At 65.4% G+C, this 18689-nt stretch carries 19 protein-coding genes; 6 read left to right on the forward strand and 13 right to left on the reverse strand.

Annotation, left to right across the window (positions count from 1 at the left end; all coding sequences use genetic code 11):
- Window positions 1-12: 12 nt before the first annotated feature.
- Window positions 13-264 carry a hypothetical protein gene (locus tag AC5RUM_RS15650; protein WP_494035789.1) on the reverse strand — a complete coding sequence of 84 codons (252 nt, stop codon included), beginning with the start codon at window positions 262-264 and terminating at the stop codon, window positions 13-15.
- Window positions 265-401: 137 nt separating this feature from the next.
- Between AC5RUM_RS15650 and AC5RUM_RS15655 the strand changes: the two genes are divergently transcribed.
- The 6 genes from AC5RUM_RS15655 (at window position 402) to AC5RUM_RS15680 (ending at window position 5938) form a co-directional block, all read left to right on the forward strand.
- Window positions 402-1214: a TetR/AcrR family transcriptional regulator gene (locus tag AC5RUM_RS15655; RefSeq protein WP_494035790.1), complete on the forward strand. Its 813-nt coding sequence runs from the start codon at window positions 402-404 to the stop codon at window positions 1212-1214.
- Between the two features lie 55 nt (window positions 1215-1269).
- On the forward strand, window positions 1270-1557 hold the full coding sequence (locus AC5RUM_RS15660) for a hypothetical protein (protein ID WP_494035791.1): 288 nt from the start codon (window positions 1270-1272) through the stop codon (window positions 1555-1557).
- A gap of 314 nt (window positions 1558-1871) precedes the next feature.
- A complete protein-coding gene (dnaK, locus tag AC5RUM_RS15665) occupies window positions 1872-3746 on the forward strand; it encodes a molecular chaperone DnaK (protein WP_494035792.1) in 1875 nt (624 codons plus the stop codon).
- A gap of 2 nt (window positions 3747-3748) precedes the next feature.
- Window positions 3749-4420 (forward strand): nucleotide exchange factor GrpE, encoded by a 672-nt coding sequence (locus AC5RUM_RS15670; RefSeq protein WP_494035793.1) that lies wholly within the window; start codon window positions 3749-3751, stop codon window positions 4418-4420.
- Between the two features lie 96 nt (window positions 4421-4516).
- A complete protein-coding gene (locus tag AC5RUM_RS15675; RefSeq protein ID WP_494035794.1) occupies window positions 4517-5500 on the forward strand; it encodes a DnaJ C-terminal domain-containing protein in 984 nt (327 codons plus the stop codon).
- 15 nt (window positions 5501-5515) lie between these two features.
- Window positions 5516-5938, forward strand: a complete 423-nt coding sequence (locus AC5RUM_RS15680; protein ID WP_400580142.1) for a heat shock protein transcriptional repressor HspR — start codon at window positions 5516-5518, stop codon at window positions 5936-5938.
- Between the two features lie 37 nt (window positions 5939-5975).
- On the opposite strand, the gene AC5RUM_RS15685 is transcribed toward AC5RUM_RS15680, so the two are convergent.
- The 12 genes from AC5RUM_RS15685 to AC5RUM_RS15740 form a co-directional block, all read right to left on the reverse strand.
- On the reverse strand, window positions 5976-7562 hold the full coding sequence (locus tag AC5RUM_RS15685) for a glycoside hydrolase family 32 protein (protein WP_494035795.1): 1587 nt from the start codon (window positions 7560-7562) through the stop codon (window positions 5976-5978).
- Between the two features lie 69 nt (window positions 7563-7631).
- Window positions 7632-8672, reverse strand: a complete 1041-nt coding sequence (locus AC5RUM_RS15690) for a LacI family DNA-binding transcriptional regulator (protein WP_494035796.1) — start codon at window positions 8670-8672, stop codon at window positions 7632-7634.
- A gap of 98 nt (window positions 8673-8770) precedes the next feature.
- On the reverse strand, window positions 8771-10162 hold the full coding sequence (locus tag AC5RUM_RS15695) for a right-handed parallel beta-helix repeat-containing protein (protein WP_494035797.1): 1392 nt from the start codon (window positions 10160-10162) through the stop codon (window positions 8771-8773).
- 27 nt (window positions 10163-10189) lie between these two features.
- Entirely contained in the window at window positions 10190-11203 is a 1014-nt protein-coding gene (locus tag AC5RUM_RS15700; protein ID WP_494035798.1) for a carbohydrate ABC transporter permease, read from the reverse strand.
- Window positions 11203-12090 (reverse strand): carbohydrate ABC transporter permease, encoded by an 888-nt coding sequence (locus tag AC5RUM_RS15705; protein ID WP_400580137.1) that lies wholly within the window; start codon window positions 12088-12090, stop codon window positions 11203-11205. The genes AC5RUM_RS15700 and AC5RUM_RS15705 overlap by 1 nt, the downstream gene beginning before the upstream one ends.
- A 64-nt stretch (window positions 12091-12154) precedes the next feature.
- Complete coding sequence (locus AC5RUM_RS15710) at window positions 12155-13435, reverse strand: ABC transporter substrate-binding protein (protein WP_494035799.1); 1281 nt, start codon at window positions 13433-13435, stop codon at window positions 12155-12157.
- Between the two features lie 276 nt (window positions 13436-13711).
- Entirely contained in the window at window positions 13712-14674 is a 963-nt protein-coding gene (locus AC5RUM_RS15715) for a D-2-hydroxyacid dehydrogenase family protein (RefSeq protein WP_494035800.1), read from the reverse strand.
- A 47-nt stretch (window positions 14675-14721) separates the two neighbouring features.
- Window positions 14722-15024: a hypothetical protein gene (locus AC5RUM_RS15720; RefSeq protein ID WP_494035801.1), complete on the reverse strand. Its 303-nt coding sequence runs from the start codon at window positions 15022-15024 to the stop codon at window positions 14722-14724.
- Window positions 15025-15121: 97 nt separating this feature from the next.
- On the reverse strand, window positions 15122-15517 hold the full coding sequence (locus tag AC5RUM_RS15725) for a universal stress protein (protein WP_494035802.1): 396 nt from the start codon (window positions 15515-15517) through the stop codon (window positions 15122-15124).
- On the reverse strand, window positions 15514-17178 hold the full coding sequence (locus tag AC5RUM_RS15730; RefSeq protein WP_494035803.1) for a tripartite tricarboxylate transporter permease: 1665 nt from the start codon (window positions 17176-17178) through the stop codon (window positions 15514-15516). Before AC5RUM_RS15730 ends, AC5RUM_RS15725 begins: the two co-directional genes overlap by 4 nt.
- Window positions 17179-17682 (reverse strand): tripartite tricarboxylate transporter TctB family protein, encoded by a 504-nt coding sequence (locus AC5RUM_RS15735; protein WP_494035804.1) that lies wholly within the window; start codon window positions 17680-17682, stop codon window positions 17179-17181.
- Window positions 17679-18686, reverse strand: a complete 1008-nt coding sequence (locus AC5RUM_RS15740; protein ID WP_494035805.1) for a Bug family tripartite tricarboxylate transporter substrate binding protein — start codon at window positions 18684-18686, stop codon at window positions 17679-17681. Before AC5RUM_RS15740 ends, AC5RUM_RS15735 begins: the two co-directional genes overlap by 4 nt.
- Window positions 18687-18689: the final 3 nt, after the last annotated feature.

Genomic DNA, 18689 nt, shown 5'->3' on the forward strand with positions numbered 1-18689 from the left:
CGAAGGCGCGGATCAGGTTCTTGAGGCCGCGGGTGATGACACCCCCCGGTCCGACTCCGACTTCCACCACTCCACGGTCAGCCGGGCCGCGGCGTCCAACGGCGTGGGACGCAAGTCCAGTGCCGTCTCGCTGGCTCCGGAGTCCATCACGAACGGCCTCTCGAACTGATAGAGCATCTCGGCGAGCTCGCGGACGTCAGCCGAGAACAGGCCGGCCATGCGCAGCAGCCAGCCCGGCAGGACGCCTATCCGCGGCTGCGGCACGCCCGCGGCCTCGGCGAATGAGGCAGCGAGTTGCCGCTGCGTGAGGGCGGGATTGGTGGGGGGCGTGCAGCACGCGGTTCCACAGCGCAGGGGTCTGCGCGGCCGCGATCATCGCCGCCGCCAGGTCTGGAACGAACGTGAACGAATGCGGCTGGTCCGCCGCGCCGCCCATCACCCGCAGGGGCCGCCGCGCCAAAATCGCCGGAACCATGCGTTCGCCCGCGTGCGCCATCCGGACCCGCGGGCCGAAAAAGTCCCCCGCAACCACGCTTACCGTGTTTGTGGCGCATCTGGCCCTGCATGGGGCGGCGGCGCTCTCTCTTCGGGCCGTTGCCCGCGACCTTGGGGTGGTGTCCTCGGCCGTGTATCGCTACGTGGAGAGCCGCGATGAGCTCCTGACGCTTCTGCTGATAGACGCTTACGGCGACCTGGGGGATGCGGTGGACGCCGCCGTCGGGCCCCTCCCCGCTGACGACTTCAGGGGCCGGTTCGCCGCACTGGCGCACGCCGTCAGGAGATGGGCCCTCAGTGAGCCGTCCCGCTATGCCCTCCTGTTCGGGAGCCCGGTGCCCGGATATCAGGCGCCGGCAGAGCGGACCACCGGTCCCGGCACGCGCGTAATCACTTGCCTCATAGGGATCCTGGATTCCGCCTACCGGGCCGGAGCGCTGGAGGCGACAGGTGCCGCCGAAGTGGTTCCCGCGCTGGCTGCGGACCTTGAAGCCATCCGCGGTGAACTGGACCTGGCAGTCCCGGACGCGCTGCTGGCCCGCGGTGCGCTGGTGTGGACGTCGATCTTCGGGGCCGTCAGTTTCGAAGTCTTCGGGCAGTACGGCGCCGACACGTTCTCCGCGCGCGACGAACTCTTCCAGCATCACGTGGACATGCTGGCCGGCGTCGCCGGATTGACTGAACGCGGCACCCTGTTGCCGCCTGCGCTGGCTGGGTAGACTGCCAGTGCGTCCGGCCGGACGCGGCCCAATCCTCCGAAGGAGTGATCAAGCGATGACCGAAAACAACGAGCCGAACACCGCGGGAAAGACCCACGCCAGCTCCAGGAACCCGGCGCTCGAAGGCGACAGTGGACAGTACGTTGAAGGGGACTACGGCGACGCCGGCCCGGTGGCCGACGTACCCGCCGACGAGAAAAAGGGTGAATACTCCGAAGGCGACTATGGCACCGCCGGAACCGCGCCGGAGCAGGGTCCGGCCGATGACCTGAAGGATGAGCTCATCGAGGGTCAGGTCAATGCTCCCAAGAACAACGACGGCGGCAGTTCGTCCGGCGGTTAGGCGCCACTCTGCGCCGCCGAGCCTCAGGTTCACGCAGGGCGAAACGCGGCCCAGCTGCCGCCATGGCCTCCGGCTTTCCGCCAGCTTCCACGGATGGCCGGGGGCCATTCTCATAGTCGAGCACCCCGGGCAGTCAAAGTTGAGCGTACCTGACTCAACTTTGGATTGACTTAAGAGTCGGGCTGAGTAAAGTTGAGTGTAGATCGCTCAAGGAGTGGGCGAGCCTGGGTCCCGACAAGCCCGATCGGCGTTAAAGCCGATCAGCGAGGTCGGATCCCGGCCATCCAGTTTCCAAGGAAAGAAGGAAGCAACACATGTCACGTGCAGTAGGTATCGACCTCGGAACCACCAACTCCGTCGTCTCCGTTCTCGAAGGTGGCGAGCCCACCGTTATTGCCAACGCCGAGGGCGGCCGCACCACGCCGTCCGTCGTTGCGTTTTCCAAGTCCGGCGAGGTTCTGGTCGGCGAGATCGCGAAGCGCCAGGCCGTCAACAACATCGAGCGCACCATCGCCTCCGTCAAGCGCCACATGGGCACCGACTGGAGCGTCGCGATCGACGACAAGAAGTACACGGCACAGGAAATCTCCGCACGCGTGCTGATGAAGCTGAAGAACGACGCCGAGTCCTACCTCGGTGAAAAGGTCACCGACGCCGTGATCACCGTTCCGGCCTACTTCAACGACGCCGAGCGCCAGGCCACCAAGGAAGCAGGCGAAATCGCGGGCCTGAACGTCCTGCGCATCGTCAACGAGCCCACCGCGGCCGCCCTGGCCTACGGCCTGGACAAGGGCAAGGAAGACGAACTCATCCTGGTCTTCGACCTCGGCGGCGGAACGTTCGACGTCTCCCTGCTCGAAGTCGGCAAGGACGAAGACGACTTCTCCACCATCCAGGTGCGCGCCACCGCCGGCGACAACCGCCTCGGCGGCGACGACTGGGACAACCGCGTCGTGGAGTACCTGCTGAACCAGCTCAAGGTCAAGGGCATTGATCTCTCCAAGGATAAAATCGCCCTGCAGCGCCTGCGTGAGGCAGCCGAGCAGGCCAAGAAGGAACTCTCCTCCTCCTCCAGCACCAACGTCTCCCTCCAGTACCTCTCTGTCACCCCCGACGGCCCGGTCCACCTGGATGAGCAGCTGACCCGTGCCAAGTTCCAGGACCTCACCAAGGACCTGCTGGACCGGACCAAGAAGCCGTTCCACGACGTCATCAAGGAAGCCGGCATCAAGCTGTCCGACATCGACCACATTGTGCTCGTGGGCGGTTCAACCCGTATGCCCGCCGTTTACGAACTGGTCAAGGAACTCGCCGGCGGCAAGGAGCCCAACAAGGGCGTCAACCCGGACGAGGTCGTGGCCGTCGGTGCAGCCCTGCAGGCAGGTGTGCTGAAGGGTGAGCGCAAGGACGTCCTCCTGATCGACGTCACCCCGCTGTCCCTGGGCATCGAAACCAAGGGCGGCGTCATGACGCACCTGATTGAGCGCAACACAGCCATCCCCACCAAGCGGTCCGAGACCTTCACCACGGCGGATGACAACCAGCCGTCCGTGGCCATCCAGGTCTTCCAGGGCGAACGCGAATTCACCCGCGACAACAAGCCGCTGGGCACGTTCGAACTGACCGGCATCGCTCCGGCCCCGCGCGGCGTCCCGCAGATCGAGGTCACCTTCGACATCGACGCCAATGGCATTGTGCACGTCTCCGCGAAGGACAAGGGCACCGGCAAGGAACAGTCCATGACCATCACCGGCGGCACCGCGCTCTCTAAGGAAGACATCGAGCGCATGGTCCGCGACGCCGAGGAGCACGCAGCCGAGGACAAGGCCCGCCGCGAGGCGACCGACACCCGCAACACCGCGGAGCAGCTCGCCTACTCCGTGGACAAGCTGATCGCGGACAACAAGGACAAGCTGCCCGAAGAGGTCAAGACCGAGGTCCAGGCCGACGTTGACGCCCTCAAGAAGGCGCTCGAAGGCACCGATGACGCCGCCGTGAAGACCGCGTTTGAGAAGCTGCAGGCTTCCCAGACCAAGCTCGGCGAAGCCATTTACGCCCAGGCGGGATCGCCGAACGGTGAAACGGGTGCTGCCGGTGCCGAAGGCGGTCCTGCAGGTGACAAGGCGGGTGCTTCCAGCGATGAAGACATCGTCGACGCCGAGATCGTTGACGAAGAAGAGAAGAAGTAACCATGCCCCATCACGGTAACGAAGAGGAGCACAGCTCTTCCCGCGACCAGGGAAGCAAGCGCGACGAGCCGGTCATCCGGGACCACCGCAAGGTGGATCCGGTGACCGGGGAGGCCCGCCACCCCAAAGTTGAAAAGCACGCCGAACCGGCAGTTGACGCCTCGGCGGATTCCGACGGCGATGCCCTCGCCCAGGCTGAGGAGATCCTCAACCAGGTGGAGGTACCGGCTGAGGAATCGGTGGCACAGGGAACCGAGGCGGCCGCTGCGGCGGAGCTGAAGAACGACCTGCTGCGCCTGCAGGCGGAGTACGTCAACTACCGCAAGCGCGTCGAACGCGACCGCGCCGTGGCAGGGGAGATGGCCGTCATCGGCGTCCTGAACTCCCTGCTTCCGGTGCTGGACGACGTGGACGCCGCCCGCCAGCACGGTGACCTTACGGACGGCCCGTTCGCCGCGATTGCCGCCAAGCTGGAGAACGCGTTGAAGACGTACGGCCTGGTGCGGATCGATGAGACCGGTGTGGAGTTCGATCCCACGATCCACGAGGCCCTCATCCAGCAGCCCGGCGAGGACATCGAGGTTGACACCGTCAGCCAGGTGCTCCGCTCCGGCTACAAGTCAGGTGAGCGCGTCCTCCGCGCAGCACAGGTGATTGTCGCCGTACCGGCCTAGCATTACCCCTTAACGAGATGGCAGTTCGCGGCAGTGATTCGAAAGAACATTGGCGCGAACTGTCATCTCGGCACACAGAGTTGAAAGGAAACGCCATTGGCTAGCCAGGACTGGGTGGACAAGGACTTCTACAAGATCCTTGGTATTGCCAAGGACGCTTCCGACGCTGACATCAAGAAGGCCTACCGGAAGCTCGCACGGCAGTATCACCCGGATACGAATTCAGGTGACGCTGCCTCGGAGAAGAAGTTCAAGGACATCTCCGAGGCCTACTCCGTGCTGTCGGACCCTGAGGAGCGCCAGCAGTATGACGCCATCCGGGCCATGGGCGGGGGAGCGCGCTTCGCGCCGCACGGTGCCGGGAGCACCGCCAACGGCGGTTTCGAGGACCTCTTCGGCGGGCTGTTCACCGGCGGGGGCGGACGCCATTCCGGTGGATTCAGCACGGCCGGCGGCATTCCGCCTGAATTTGCCGACCTGTTCGGCGGCGGCTTCGGCGGGGCCGGCGGGCCTGCCGGTTACCAGCGTGCACCGCAAAAGGGCGCCGACCGCACGGCGACCACCAGCATCTCCTTTGCCGGATCCATCCGCGGCACCACCATCGGCCTGCGCGAGCCGGACGGCGAAGTCATCGACGTCCGCGTTCCCGCCGGCATCAAGGACGGCCAGAAGGTCCGTGTCCGCGGCAAGGGCCAGTACGGTCCGGCGGGCAACGGCGACCTCATGGTGACGGTCAACGTCAAGCCGCACGACTTTTACACCCGAGACGGCGACAACCTCCGCATCCACGTGCCGGTGAGCTTCCCGGAAGCTGCCCTGGGTGCCGACATCGAGGTTCCCACGATCGACGGCGAGCATGTCCGGGTCCGCGTACCCGCCGGAACGCCTTCCGGGCGCACCCTCCGGGTGAAAGGCCATGGCGTCAAAACGTCCAAGGGCGCGGGCGACCTGCTGGTGACGATCGACGTCGCCGTCCCGAAGAACCTGAGCAAGGAAGCCGAGGAGGCCGTGAAGGCGTTTGCCGCCGCCACCGCCGGCGCGGATGTCCGCGAGGGCCTGGCAGCCAGGGCCCGGCTTTAGAATCGGGCGTCAGCCGTGGATATCAACTTCGACCAGCCGATTTTCGTCATCTCGGTGGCGGCAGAACTGGCAGACATGCACCCGCAGACGCTGCGGCAGTACGACCGGCTGGGCATCGTCAAGCCCAGCCGGGCGCCGGGCAAGTCCCGCCGGTACTCCCAGCGTGATGTGACCATGCTCCGCGAGGTGCAGCGACTCTCGCACGAAGGCGTCTCGCTCGAAGGCATCAAGCGCATCCTCGACCTGGAAAACCAGGTGGCGGCGCTGCAGCGCCGGGTCAGCGAACTGACCGAGGAACTGGGCCGGCGCCGTGATTCGCTCGACTCCCGGATCTTTGCCGCCGGGGCGGCCGGCGACGTCGTCAGCCTGGCCCGTGGACAGCGCCCCCGGCCGCGCTCGCAGGCAGTGGTGGTCTGGCGCCCGCGCAGCGGTCAGTAGGCGGCGGCAGCGGGCAGTAATTGGCGGCCTGCAGGCCTCAGCCGATGGTCCTGACCGCCAACGTCAGGAGCGTCGCCGTGCCGTTCTCCGCGAAGACAGCCAGGGCGCCGTCCCGGGGATCCGGAAAAATCAGGTCGGTAATGGTGGCTTCGCCGTGCTGCGCGAACACCTCGACCGATGACCGGTCCACGATGATCTCCAGGGTGAGCACCCCGTCCCTCAGCCGCACCGGGCAGGACTCCGCCGAAGCAAAGAGCGGGTGGAACCCCGTGTCGCCGGAGTGCGTGCGGTCCAGGACCAGCTCCCCGCTTGGTATGTCGTAGGCGAGCACCGTCCCGCGCGTGCGGCCATGCCCGGACCGCTCCTCTCCTTCCGCGGGGCCGGACCCTCGCAGGATAAACCCGATCCGCTGCGCCGATCCGGGGCGGAACTCTGCCTGGATGATCTGGGCGGAACCGGGCGGTGTGTCCGGCAACTCCAGGCGGTCATCCGTAAGATCCACATTGTCCAGCTGGAAAAGCCGCTCCTGCGGCGGCAGCGGGGGGAGGACAGGCCGCTGCACGAGGGTGGGTTTGCCCTCGATGGTCACCAGGCTGACGTCCCTGGCCAGGGTCATGGCCGAGCGCCACGGTGCCGTGGGGATCTGGTTGGCGTAGTCCCAGTTGTTCATCCAGCCGATCATGACCCGACGGTTGCCCGCGACGTTGCTAAACGAAACCGCGGCATAGTAGTCCCGGCCCCAATCCATCCACTGATAGCGGCGAAGCGGATTTGCGTGGCCGTGGCTCCCCGTCCCTTCGTCATCCCCGGGCTCAGGGTCCACGGCATCCGGACGGAAGCGGACGCCGTCGAACTCTCCAATGAAGTACTGGCCGCCCGATCCTCCGGCGACCGCGCCGGGGTTGATGTTGACGGTGAGAACCCACTTTGCCCTGGCCGGGTCGTTGTCCACCGGCAACGAGAAGAGGTCCGGGCATTCCCATTCGCCCCCGCTGGCATGGGCGGGCCCGAATTCGCTGAGCAGCGTCCACTCGCGGAGATTGCCCGAGCCATAGAACACGACCACATTCTGGCGCGCCTCCACAGCGGCCATCACCCAGTGGGAGCCGGTGGGTCCCGAATACCAAAAGACCTTCGGGTCCCGGAAGTCGGCCGAGTGCCGGGTCAAAACGGGGTTGCCGGCGTACTTGGTCCAGGTCATGCCGCGGTCCAGGCTGTAGGCCAGGGACTGGGCCTGGGTTCCGCGGTGAACGGAAGGTTCCTTGAAGGCGCTCGTGTAAACGGCCACCCACGGCGGGCATTCTGCGGATCCGAAACCGGAGGTGTTGAGGTGGTCCACCACGATGCTGCCCGAGAACACGTCCTCGCGGTCGTCGCAGTCGATCGCTACCGGGTGCTCGGTCCAGGCCAGCAGGTCGGTGGACGTGGCGTGACCCCAGGACATGTTGCCCCACACGTTGGCGTAGGGGTTGTTCTGGTAGAAGAGGTGGTAGGTGCCGTCGTCGTAGACGAGGCCGTTGGGATCGTTCAGCCATGTGTCGGCGGCCGTGTAGTGCAGGACTGGCCGGTAGTCCGGGCCTTCGTTGGCGGCGCCGGGGGAGGGCAGCCTGGTGGTCTCGGTCATGGCAGTTCCGGGCACGCGGTGGCTGGGTATATATGCATCGAAGTGTTCCTTAGGTCTTGGAGGAAGGTCTTAAAGTTTTGGGGAGGCGACGGAATCCCGCACAACCAGTGGGCATTCCAGGACCGTGGCGTGGGCTGCGAACAGGCCCAGGTCGGTCTTGCCTTCAATGGCATCGATCAGGTTTTCCGTGGCCCAGGCGCCCATCTCGTAGTGGGGCAAGGCCACGGTGGTGAGGGCAGGGTAGAGGTTCTCGGCGATGAGTTCCTGATTGTCGAAACCGACCACCGAGAGTTCGTCCGGAATCCGGAGGCCCAGTTCGCCGGCGGCCCGGTACAGGCCCATGGCCATGCGGTCGTTGTAGCAGAAAACGGCCGTTGGCCGGTTCTCCGGCTGCAGCAGGCGCAGGGCCGCCTGGTAGCCACCGGGTACCTCGGAGTGTTCGGACTGGACCAGTTCGGGGTGGAATTTCAGGCCGGCATCCGCCAGGATTTCCCGGAAGGCCCGTAGCCGGGAGTGCGTGGCGGGCACGTCGTCGGTGTTGTTGATCATTCCGATCCTGGTGTGGCCGGCGTCGATCAGGGTCTGGACCGCCGCGCGGGCGCCGCCCTCTTCGTCCGGTATCACCGATACGATGCTCTGACCGACGTCCTCTGAGTCCACCAGTACGGCAGGAAGTCCGGCCAGGTTCCTGGGTACCGTGAAGCGGCGGTGGTACATCGTGGCGTAGAGGACCCCGTCCACGTGGCGGTCCAACAACGCGGCCACATCGCTTTCGCGGGAAGCCTCCGACCCCGTGCTGGTGGAGTTGATGATCATGATGTTGTACCCGCGGGCCTTGGCTGTTTCCTCGGCACCCAGGATGATCCTGCCCGCGTGCGGCGTGGTGGCGATTTCCTCGCTGATGAACCCGATCATGCCCGAGCGCTGCGTCCGCAGAGCCTGAGCCAGGCGATTCGGGCCGTAGCCGAGCCGGTGGGCCGCTTCCTGGACCCGCTCCCGGGTTTCAGCCCCCACCCTGGCGTAGGCAACATCGTTGAGGACGTGGGAGACGGTGGTCACGGACACGCCTGCCGCAGCTGCTACGTCCTTGATTCCCACTGACTTGTTCATGTGTGTCTCCCACGTCCTTATGTTGATGCTGATTCTACGTTCGGCTTATTCGTCGCAGAGCCCGTGCTCCGGCCAGCGGCGCGGCGGGGCTGAGCGGGTCACTGGGCCACAAGTGCATGTGCTGCCTGGAAACCGACCGTGGGTGTGGCCCTAAAGGCGTTAACAGCCCTGTCTGCGATAACTTGCGCGTCACTTCCGGAATCAAGGATGGTGTTCCGGGCTGATTCGGAATCGACCATGACGGCTGTAACGGCGAGGCCGTCCGACGCCTCGGTCGTCAACAGAGCGTCCACCTGAGCCGAGAAGCATGAGTCACTTGACTTGGACTGAACGTCCATCGCCACCACGTGGTTGTTGGAGACGAAGTTGCCAACCCCCGCCGTCAGCCGGATGATGACAGGCGTCGCCTCTGCCGGCCGGATGCTCTGTGAGTCGATGACCTCGGAGAAATGGTTGCCCACGACGGAGTTGTTGCTGCCGCTGACACAGAGAAGCCCGTAGAGGTCGTCCAGCCCGTTGTCGACTCCCAGGAAGGGCGTCCAGGGCTCATGGTCACGCAGGAAGTGATTCGTGGCCACGAGGTTCTCCGAACTGTTCGCCGCGAGAATCAGCATCCCGGGGTAGAACGAATGCAAACGGTTGTTGGTGACGCTTGAACGCGTGACGCCGTCGAGATGGACGCTGCTCGCACCACGTGGGAAGACGTTGTTCGCGGTTATCAGGAGTCCGCCATGGTTCTGGGCGTAGATCGAGTGACCCTTGAAGCCTGCCCCGACCAGGTTGTCGGTGATCTTTGATGCCTGCCCCCACCCGCGCAGCTCGATGCAGCTTCCGCATTCAGCGATGAAGTTGTTGTGAACGGAAAGTGCGTCCGCCTTGTAGATAGTGAGAGCGTTCTCCAGGTAGACGAACCCCATGCCGGTTACGCGGAATGAGTCATTGGCGCTCGCCACATAGATACCGGTCTTGCCGTTGACGTAGGTGTTCTCCGGATGCATCCCCGAGCCATCCGAGTTGAAGTGCAACCCGTCGATGCAGAAGTTGGCGAATTCGACCGAGCTGATCCGCGGGCTCCCGCTTCGCTCAACGTAGAAGGCGGCTCCCTTGGATTCCTCCCGGTCTCCACTTTCGTTTCCACTTCCGTCTCCATCGAGGGGGATGTCGACGAGAATACGACTCCCCCCGGGCCACAGCTCATGCAAGTCGGGCCATTCGTCTTCAGGAACGTTGAACCGAATGCTCGACGACGTAAACCCGTGTCCCGAGCCATGGATCCTGAGGAAGCTGACGTCGATCACCACCTGCGTACGAAGGTGGTAGTCCCCGGGCGGAATGTAGATCACTGCGCCTGGCTTTCCTCCATTGTTCGCATCGGTGACTGTCTGCCGGTCCTTGATGTCGGCGATGATGCTGTTGATTACTTCACCGACGTCCTCGGACGGATTGCCAACGGGCCACGTAGTCACGTCGTAGCAGTTGTTGCTGGACATAGGGTTTTCCCTTTGTGTTGTGGTTTCTCAGCCCTTGACCGCGCCGAGCGTCATGCCCGCGACGATCTTGCGCTGCAAGAGGAGCGTGAGAAGAATGACCGGAATCGAGTACACGGCTGCCAGGGCGGTCATGGATCCCCAGTCCAGCCCGAACTGGGTCTGGAAGTTTGCGATGACCACGGGCGTGGTCTGGGAACGGATGGCCGTCATGAGCAGGGCGAACAGGAACTCGTTCCAGGAGGCGAGGAAGGCGAAGATCGCTGTGACCGCCATGCCTCCTGACACCACCGGGATGACCACCCGCCACAGGGCCCCCAGCCGGCTGCAGCCATCCACCGTCGCTGCCTCTTCCAGGTCCTGCGGCACGGCTTCGAAGAAGCTGGCCATGAGCCAGATGGACAGCGGCAGCGAAATGGTGGTGTGAGCGATCGCCAGGGCAATGGGCGTGTCGGCGAGGCCTGCAGAAGTCATCATGGAAGCCAGCGGGATGCCGATCGCAACCGGTGGAACCATCCTCGTCACGAGGGCCGCCATGATGAAGACCCTGCCGCTGGGCGTCTTGTACCGCGTGATGCCGTAAGCCGCCGGGACGGCGAGGACCAGGGACAGGACCGTGCTGATGACAGCGGTCTGTGCGCTGTTGATGAACGAGGCCAGCACGCCGCTCCGGCCGAGGGCGTTGGCATAGTTCTCCAGCGTCCATTCCCGGGGAAGGATGGTGGGCGGCACAGCGATCGTGTCGATCGGGGTCTTGAAGGACGTGAACAGCAGGTACAGGAAGGGGAAGCCGTAGAGCACCATGGCGGCTGCCAGCAGGATCCACAGGAGGGTCCGGGTGCTGCGCTTTCCGGCCTCGAGGCCTTCGGCGTGGTGCCGGCGCGGCCGGCGGTTGTTGCCGGCCGCCGTCGTCGGAGTTGCCTGCTCAGCTGTGTTGTCCGGACCGGAAGGCACGACGCCGGTGCGCCGGGGGCGGTTGGCCACCTCACCGGCGGCCTTCCCGCCGGTTGTGCCTCCGGCGGTGTGCGTTTCGCCGATGCTCATCAGTTGTCCTTTCCTGGCCGCCAGATGGTTGCCACCGCGAAGAAGGCGACACCCAGCATGGCCAGCAGATAGATCGTGCCCATGGCGCTGGCCAGTCCCGGATCGCCGAAGCGGATCATTGTCCGGTAGATCAGCAGGCTCATGGTTTCGGAGGCGGACTGGGGGCCGCCGTTGGTCTGGATAAGTATCGTGTCGAAGGCTCTGGCGGCATCGATTCCGCGCACCACGAGTGCCACGGCGATGACCGGTCGCAGCAGCGGGAGGATGATCCGGAACAGCAGCGTGTGGGCCTTGGCGCCGTCCAGCCGGGCCGCCTCGATCAGGTCGCCGGGGATGTTCTGAAGTCCGGCGAAGAGGACGAGGCACATGAAGGATGTGGTGAGCCAGATGTCCGGCACGGCCACCGAGTAGAGGACGATTCCGGGGTCGGAAAGCCAGCCGATCTGGTTCGGGTTCTGCAGGATGCCCGCCTGGTGCAGGAGGGTTCCGATCAGGCCGAAGTTGTCGATCATGAGGAATTTCCACAACAGGCCGGCGACGATCGGCGCGATCATCAGAGGGTAGAGGAACACGGTCCGCAGGATCTGGGACCGGCGTCCGAGGGTGGTGAACAGCAGGGCCATACCGAGTCCCAGTGCAAATTCCAGGGTGACCACCACCAGGGTGTAGGCCAGCGTGCGCCATCCGGCGCCCGTGAAGGCCTCGGAGGCGAAGGCCCGGAAGTAGTTGTCCAGGCCGACGAAGTCGCGGGGTCCGCCGGCAATCGGCGAGATCTTGAAGAAGCTGTCCGCCACGAGGCGGAACAGGGGGAAGGCCACGAACACTGCGAGGAACAGGGCCGCCGGAGTCATGAGGTACAGGGCAAAGCGGCGATCGGAGATACGCACGGTTTTCTCTTCCGCTGGTTGGGGCCGCGGCCGGCACCTCTAGGCAGGTGCCGGCCGCGGAGTCTTACTTGAGGAGGTCCTGGATCTGCTTCTTCGCATCGGCCAGGAGGGCGGCGGAGTCGCCGCCGGCGACGGCCTTCTGCAGCATCGGAACCAGGACGGTGTCAACGATCTGCTGCCACTTGGCAGTTGCAGGCCGCGTGGCGGTGGCCTTCCCGTTGAGTGTTTGGATCAGCGGCTTGAAGCTCTCGTAGCCCGGCTTGTCCTGATACTTCTCAAACGCCGAGATGCGGGACGCCAGGCCGAGGCTGGATTCGATTCCCATGCTGTTGTGGTCGTAGGCGCACTTGATGAACTTCTTGGCGTTGTCCGTGTTCTTGGTTGCCTTCGGGACGGACAGGTACCAAGGTCCGGGAACGCCCGCCACACCTGCGGAGCCGCCGATCATGGCCGCGGCACCAACCTTGCCGGCCACCGGTGAATCCGCGGGGATCTGACGGTAGGCGTGGGCCCAGAATCGGGTCATGGCTGTCTTGCCCTGGTTGAACAGGTTTTGGGCCGCAGCCCAGTCCACCTGTGCCGCCCCCGGGGGAGCCGACTTCGTCATGCTGACATAGAAGTCGAGGGCTTCCTTGTGGGCGGCGTTGTCCACGATCACGTTGTTGTTCTCGTCCAGGACCATGGCAGATCCCGCCTGCAGCACGTGGGCAAGCCATTCCGTTTCGACGCCGCCTTTGACATCCGTGCCGTACATGCCGTCCTTGGTAAAGAACTCGGAAATGTCCTGGTACTGCTTCCATGTGGTGGGGGCTGCCAGGGCGTAGCCGTACCGGGCCTGGAAATCGGCCTTGTTCTTGGCGTCCTCGAAGAGGTCCTTGCGGTAGAGAATGATCTCGGCGTTGGTCCAGGCGGGCATACCGATGAAGTGCCCGTCCACGTTCGCTTCCTTGACGAGCGCGGGGAAGATGTCCTTCTTCGCTTCGTCGGTGAAGAGATCGTCTATGGGCTGGACTGCGTCCTTGAAACTCGGCAGCCAGACGGAGTCCAGGGCTGCAACGTCGAAGGAGACATTGCCGGAGGAAAACTCGCTGGAGAGCCGGTTGAACATGCCGTCGTAGGGCAGTTCAACGAAGTTGGCGCTGATGCCGGTGTCTTTTTTGCACTGTTCGGCCACGCCGGACAGTTCGGCGTGGCCGCCTGCCTCGACGAGGACGTTCACGGTGCCGCCGGCGCTACCCGACGTTGGCGTCGGGCCCCCTGCGCCGCAGGCGGTTGCTGCCAGAAGGACCGCGGTGGACAGGCCGCCTATGGCGGTGATCCGGGAGATCGTGGTTCGAGAGGACATCGCTGTCGACTCCCTTTCTTTTGAAGGGAAAATACGGGTTGCTGGGGCTTGGACATCTGAAGACCGGTGAAAAACCGTTTTGCCAAATCGTTATGGCACGACATTAGGACAGTCTGGGGACGTGTGTCAAGGGTCACAATCAAAGAAAATCAGTGATTGACCGGCCGGGTTCCCCATGGCTAGGGTCAACACTGTGCTGCCGCGAATAATCGTTTTGGCGCTCAACCGGAAGGAACTGCCCGGGGCCGTCAGGAAAGGAGGCGCGTCTGCCGGGTGTTAGGGCGCCAGCGTCCGGACCGGGGTGCCGTCCAGGAAGGCTGTCACGTCCTCGAACGCGCCGCCGAAGAATGCCCGGTAGCTTTCCTGCGTGACATAACCAAGGTGGGGCGTCAGGAGTGTCCTTGGGGTCTTCAGGAGCGGGTGCCAGGAGGGCAGCGGCTCCTGGTCGAAAACGTCCAGCGCGGCGCCGCGGATCCAGCCCTCATGGAGTGCGGTGACGAGTGCCTGCTGGTTCACGAGGGGCCCGCGTGCTGTGTTCACCAGGACGCCGTCGGGTCCAAGGAGCCGCAGCTCCCGTTCGCCGACTGTCCCCTGCGAACGCGCCGAGAGGCGCAGGTGCAGGGACACGACGTCGGACTTCTGGAAGAGCTCATCCTTGGTGACTTTACGGGCGCCGGCAGCGGCGGCCGTCTCGTCCGTCAGGTTCTGGCTCCAAGCCAGCACGTCCATGCCGAAGGCGCGGCCGTACGAGGCGATGCGCTGGCCGATTTTGCCCAGGCCGACGATCCCGAGCGTCTTGCCTGACAGCTCGAAGCCGACTGTCTGCTGCCACCCTCCTGCGCGCAGGGTGGTCTCTTCCGCGGTGATCTGCCGGGCGAAAGCCAGCAGCAAAGCCCAGGTCAATTCGGGGGCCGCTGGTGGTGAGCCGGCGGTGCCGCACACGGTGACGCCATGGTCGGCGGCGGCCTGCAGGTCGATCGAGGCGTTGGCGGCCCCGGTGGTCACCAGCAGTTTCAGCCGGGGCAGCTGCTCGATGACAGAGCGGGGAAAGGGCGTGCGTTCCCGCATTGCGATAATAATGTCAATGTCCGCCAGGGCCGCCACCACTTCGGATTCCGGGCGCAGATGGCGGCGCAGCACGGTGACGGCGACCCCACGCTGCTCCAGCGAGCTCCACGGGGCGTAATCCTCCGCTACCCCTTGGTAGTCGTCCAGAATGGCGAGGCGGTGCTGAGTCATGGCTTTAAGCTATCGGACGACGCTAAGTCAGCGGACCGCGCGGGTGGTCAGGACCTGCGCGGCTGGCTGGAAACCCGCGGACGGCCCGCACCGGCGTTGTGCCTCCGGGCGCGGCGGAAGAGCGTCGCGCCGTCGCCCTGCAGAAACAGTGCACGGCCCTGTCCGCCATCCCGGATGACCCAAATGACGCTGCCGTCCGGGGCCCGCATGTCGATCCGGCCCGCGGTGACGGCGCGCCCCTGGTGGTGGATTTCCACCTTGTCGCCAGGGGAGAGGGTGGCCCAGTTGATTACGGGTTCCGGGGTCAGCCTTCCCGGGACGGCGCGTGCATCGGGGGAGCAAGCAGTCATGATGGGTCCTTTCAACGTGCGGCTGGTGGCACGCCGGGGGTCCGGTTCCCAATGGATCCGGACCCCCGGCCTGCGGTGTACTGGATTGGTGCTGTGACTAGGTGCCCGCCTTGACGGCCAGCACGGGGCAGGACGCTTCGAGCAGGATCTGCTGCGCCGTGCTGCCCATAATCAGCTTCCCCACGGGAGTGCGCTTCCGCAGGCCGATGACAATAAGCTCCGCCTGGTGTTCGTCCGCGGCCTCCAGCACTTCGTTGGCCGCGTCGTTCCCACGGACCGGCTGGAGGACGAGGTGCTCAATGCCCTCTTTCTCCAGCCGCTGGGTGACCGCGGTGAGGTCCTCGGCCTGGACATACCGCTTGTCCACCAGCGCGTCTCCGCGGGAGGAGTTGACGATGACGAGCCGGCTCTGGTTTTTCCGGGCCTCACTGATCGCCCGGCTCAGGGCGGCTGCCCCCTCGGGCGTTGGAACGTAGCCGACGATGATGCTCACTTTTTCTCCTGTCCGTGGTTGGCATGGGTGACCTTGGATGCGTCGCCGTTCTCCTGGCCACTGCTGACATCAGCCCGCCCGTCGCGGGCGGCCGGGCCGGCCGACGTCGTGCTCGCCGCCGTCGAACGGTCTTCAGCCGGACCGCCAGCCGCGGGGACTACCGCCGGCACGCGGGCGGGGCGGGCGCGGCGCCACATCTTGAACAGGAACGGCCAGAGGAGCACGAGCGCCACGATGATGTAGACGACGACGGCGATCGGCTCGCTCCACAGGCCGGAGACGTCGCCGGCGCTCAGCTGCAGCGTCTGCCGGAGCTGCTTTTCAAGGCGCGGCCCGAGGATCACGCCAAGGATGAGCGGCAGGACCGGCAGCCCGTAGCGGCGCATCAGGAAGCCCAGTGCGCCCAGGACCAGCAGGATGGCCAGGTCGAACGCCTGCAGGTTCACTGAGTAGGCGCCGAGCGTGGCGAAGAAGAGGATGCCGGCGTACAGGTAGGGGCGCGGCAGCCGGAGCAGCTTCGCCCAGACCGGGGCCAGGGGGAGGTTGACCAGCAGCAGCAGGAAGTTACCAATGAACAGGCTGGCGATCAGCGCCCAGACCAGCGGGCCTTCGTTTTCGAACAGCAGCGGTCCGGGCTGGATGCCGAACTGCACGAACGCTGCGAGCATGACGGCGGCGGTGGCGTTCGTCGGCAGGCCGAGGGCCAGCATAGGAGTCAGGGTACCGGCCGCGGCGGCGTTGTTGGCAGCTTCCGGCCCTGCGACGCCTTCGATGGCGCCCTTTCCGAACTCCTCGGGGTGCTTGGTCAGCCGCTTTTCCGTCACATAGGAGAGGAACGTGGGGATCTCGGCGCCGCCCGCGGGCAGTGCTCCGAACGGGAACCCGAAGGCAGTGCCGCGCAGCCACGGCTTCCAGGACCGCTTCCACTCCTGCTTGCCCATCCACGGGGTGCCGACCGGGATGATCTGCAGCGGCGTGCGGCGCAGGTGCGCCGCCACCCACAGGGCTTCTCCGACGGCGAAGATCGCCACGGCGACCACGACGACGTCCAGGCCGTCAGCGAGCAGCGGCAGCCCGAAGGTGAGGCGGGCCTGGCCGGAGACGATGTCGAGGCCGACGAGGCCGATCGCCAGGCCCAGTCCGAGGGACGCGAAACCGCGCAGCCGGGACGAGCCCAGGACGGCGGTGACGGCCAGCAGGGCCAGGACCATGATGGCGAAGTAGCTCGGCGAGCCAAGGCTCACGGCGAACTGGACGACGATCGGTGCGAAGACCACAAGGAGTGCGGTGCCGATGGTGCCGGCGACGAACGAGCCGATTGCCGCCGTCGCCAGTGCCTGGGCGGCTTTGCCGGCCTTGGCCATCATGTTGCCCTCGATCGCGGTGATCACCGAGGACGATTCGCCGGGAGTGTTGAGCAGGATGGAGGTGGTGGAACCGCCGAACATGCCGCCGTAGTAGATGCCCGCGAACATAATGAACGCGCTCGTCGGTTCAAGGACAGTGGCCACCGGGAGTAGCAGCGCAACGGTCATTGCCGGGCCGATGCCGGGCAGGACGCCGACTGCGGTGCCCAGGATGACGCCGATCAGGGCGTACACGAGGTTCATGGGGGTCAGCGCCGTGGCGAACCCGTCCATGAGTGAGGACAGGATGTCCATCTAGAGAATCCCTTCAAGGAGCCCGGCGGGAAGGGCGATGCCCAGGCCGGAATAGAAGCCGTAGAAGGTCAGGAGCGCCATAGCGAGGGAGATCAGTCCGTCGCGGACGTAGTGGCGGCTTCCCAGTGCCCAGACACTGCCCCAAAAGAGCACGGTTCCGGAGATGACCCAGCCGGCCCAGTCGATCAGCAGGATGTTGGCGATGAAGGCGGCCGCAAGCGGGAGGACGGTCTTCCAGTCGCTCGGGTGGCTCAGATCGACGTCCTCTCCGGACTCGGCGTCGCCGTGGCCGCCGCGCAAAACGTTAACTGCCAGCAGCACAGCGCAGACGAGCAGGAGTGCTCCCACGATCATGGGCAGGGCTTTGGGGCCTACCGGGTCCGACTGGGAGTACGGCACAACCAGGCGCGCTGCGTCGATGAGGACCAGGGCGCCGACCACTCCGAGCAGGGCTGCAATGCCCAGCTCGGAGCGGCCTTTGAGGCGGGAGGCCAGGGAGGTCACGCCAGGCCGAGCTTCGTCAGAACGTCTGCCACGCGCTTGTCCTGGTCGGTGAGGAAGGTCTTGAATTCATCACCGGTGATGAAGGCGTCGGTCCAGCCGTTCTTCTTCAATGCTGCCTTCCAGGGCTCGGAGGCGTGCATCTTCTCCAGCGCAGCGATCAGTGCGTCGCGGTCGGCGTCGCTGATGCCGGGAGGAGCCACGATGCCGCGCCAGTTGCTGAAGACCAGGTCGATGTTGGATTCCTTCAGGGTGGGGGCGTCCACGCCTTCCAGCCGGTTCTCACCGCTCGTTGCCAGGACGCGGATGGATCCGGACTTGATCTGCTGCATGAATTCGCCCGCGCCCGAGGCCGCAAAGCCGAGCTTGTTGCCGAGGATGGCAGGCAGCAGGTCCCCGCCGCCGTCGTAGGAGACAAAGTTGACCTTGGTCGCGTCGATGCCCACGGCACCAGCAAGCTGCATCGGCAGGAGGTGGTCCGGGCCGCCCGGCGAGGAGCCGCCGCCGACGCTGACCTTGGACGGGTCCTTCTTCCATGCGGCCACAAGGTCGTCAATGGTCTTGTAAGGCGAGTCCTTGGAAACCATGATGGCGCCCGGCTCCTCGATGAGCTTGGCCAGCGGGGTGGTCGCGGTCAGCTTCGACTCGGACTTGTTGGTGTAGCTGGCGCCGACGACGCCGAGGCCCATGAGCATGGTCAGGTCGCCGTTGCCCTTTTCGTTGACCACGCGGGCAAGGCCGACGGTGCCGCCGGCACCGGCCAGGTTGAAGACCTCGGGGTTGGTGGCGAGCTTCTCGTCTTCGAGAACCTGTGCCGCGACGCGGGCGGTGGTGTCATAGCCGCCGCCGGCGGTGTTGGGCACCATGATGCGCAGCCCGGTGAGGGGTGCGGTGCTTGCTCCGGTGGTGGTGCCGGCGTCAGTCTTGCCTGTAGCCCCGCAGCCGGTGGCCACCAGTGCGATGCCTGCCGCAACTGCTGCTACCCGCAAAGCGCTGAATCCGCGCATGTT

This window comes from Arthrobacter sp. B2060, assembly GCF_059090445.1.

Bases quoted from the DNA above. Each gene is read 5' to 3' on its own strand.
- AC5RUM_RS15660 (WP_494035791.1), top strand. From the start codon at position 1,270: ATGACCGAAAACAACGAGCCGAACACCGCGGGAAAGACCCACGCCAGC.
- dnaK (WP_494035792.1), top strand. From the start codon at position 1,872: ATGTCACGTGCAGTAGGTATCGACCTCGGAACCACCAACTCCGTCGTC.
- AC5RUM_RS15670 (WP_494035793.1), top strand. From the start codon at position 3,749: ATGCCCCATCACGGTAACGAAGAGGAGCACAGCTCTTCCCGCGACCAG.
- AC5RUM_RS15685 (WP_494035795.1), bottom strand. From the start codon at position 7,562: ATGACCGAGACCACCAGGCTGCCCTCCCCCGGCGCCGCCAACGAAGGC.
- AC5RUM_RS15690 (WP_494035796.1), bottom strand. From the start codon at position 8,672: ATGAACAAGTCAGTGGGAATCAAGGACGTAGCAGCTGCGGCAGGCGTG.
- AC5RUM_RS15695 (WP_494035797.1), bottom strand. From the start codon at position 10,162: ATGTCCAGCAACAACTGCTACGACGTGACTACGTGGCCCGTTGGCAAT.
- AC5RUM_RS15700 (WP_494035798.1), bottom strand. From the start codon at position 11,203: ATGAGCATCGGCGAAACGCACACCGCCGGAGGCACAACCGGCGGGAAG.
- AC5RUM_RS15710 (WP_494035799.1), bottom strand. From the start codon at position 13,435: ATGTCCTCTCGAACCACGATCTCCCGGATCACCGCCATAGGCGGCCTG.
- AC5RUM_RS15715 (WP_494035800.1), bottom strand. From the start codon at position 14,674: ATGACTCAGCACCGCCTCGCCATTCTGGACGACTACCAAGGGGTAGCG.
- AC5RUM_RS15720 (WP_494035801.1), bottom strand. From the start codon at position 15,024: ATGACTGCTTGCTCCCCCGATGCACGCGCCGTCCCGGGAAGGCTGACC.
- AC5RUM_RS15730 (WP_494035803.1), bottom strand. From the start codon at position 17,178: ATGGACATCCTGTCCTCACTCATGGACGGGTTCGCCACGGCGCTGACC.
- AC5RUM_RS15740 (WP_494035805.1), bottom strand. From the start codon at position 18,686: ATGCGCGGATTCAGCGCTTTGCGGGTAGCAGCAGTTGCGGCAGGCATC.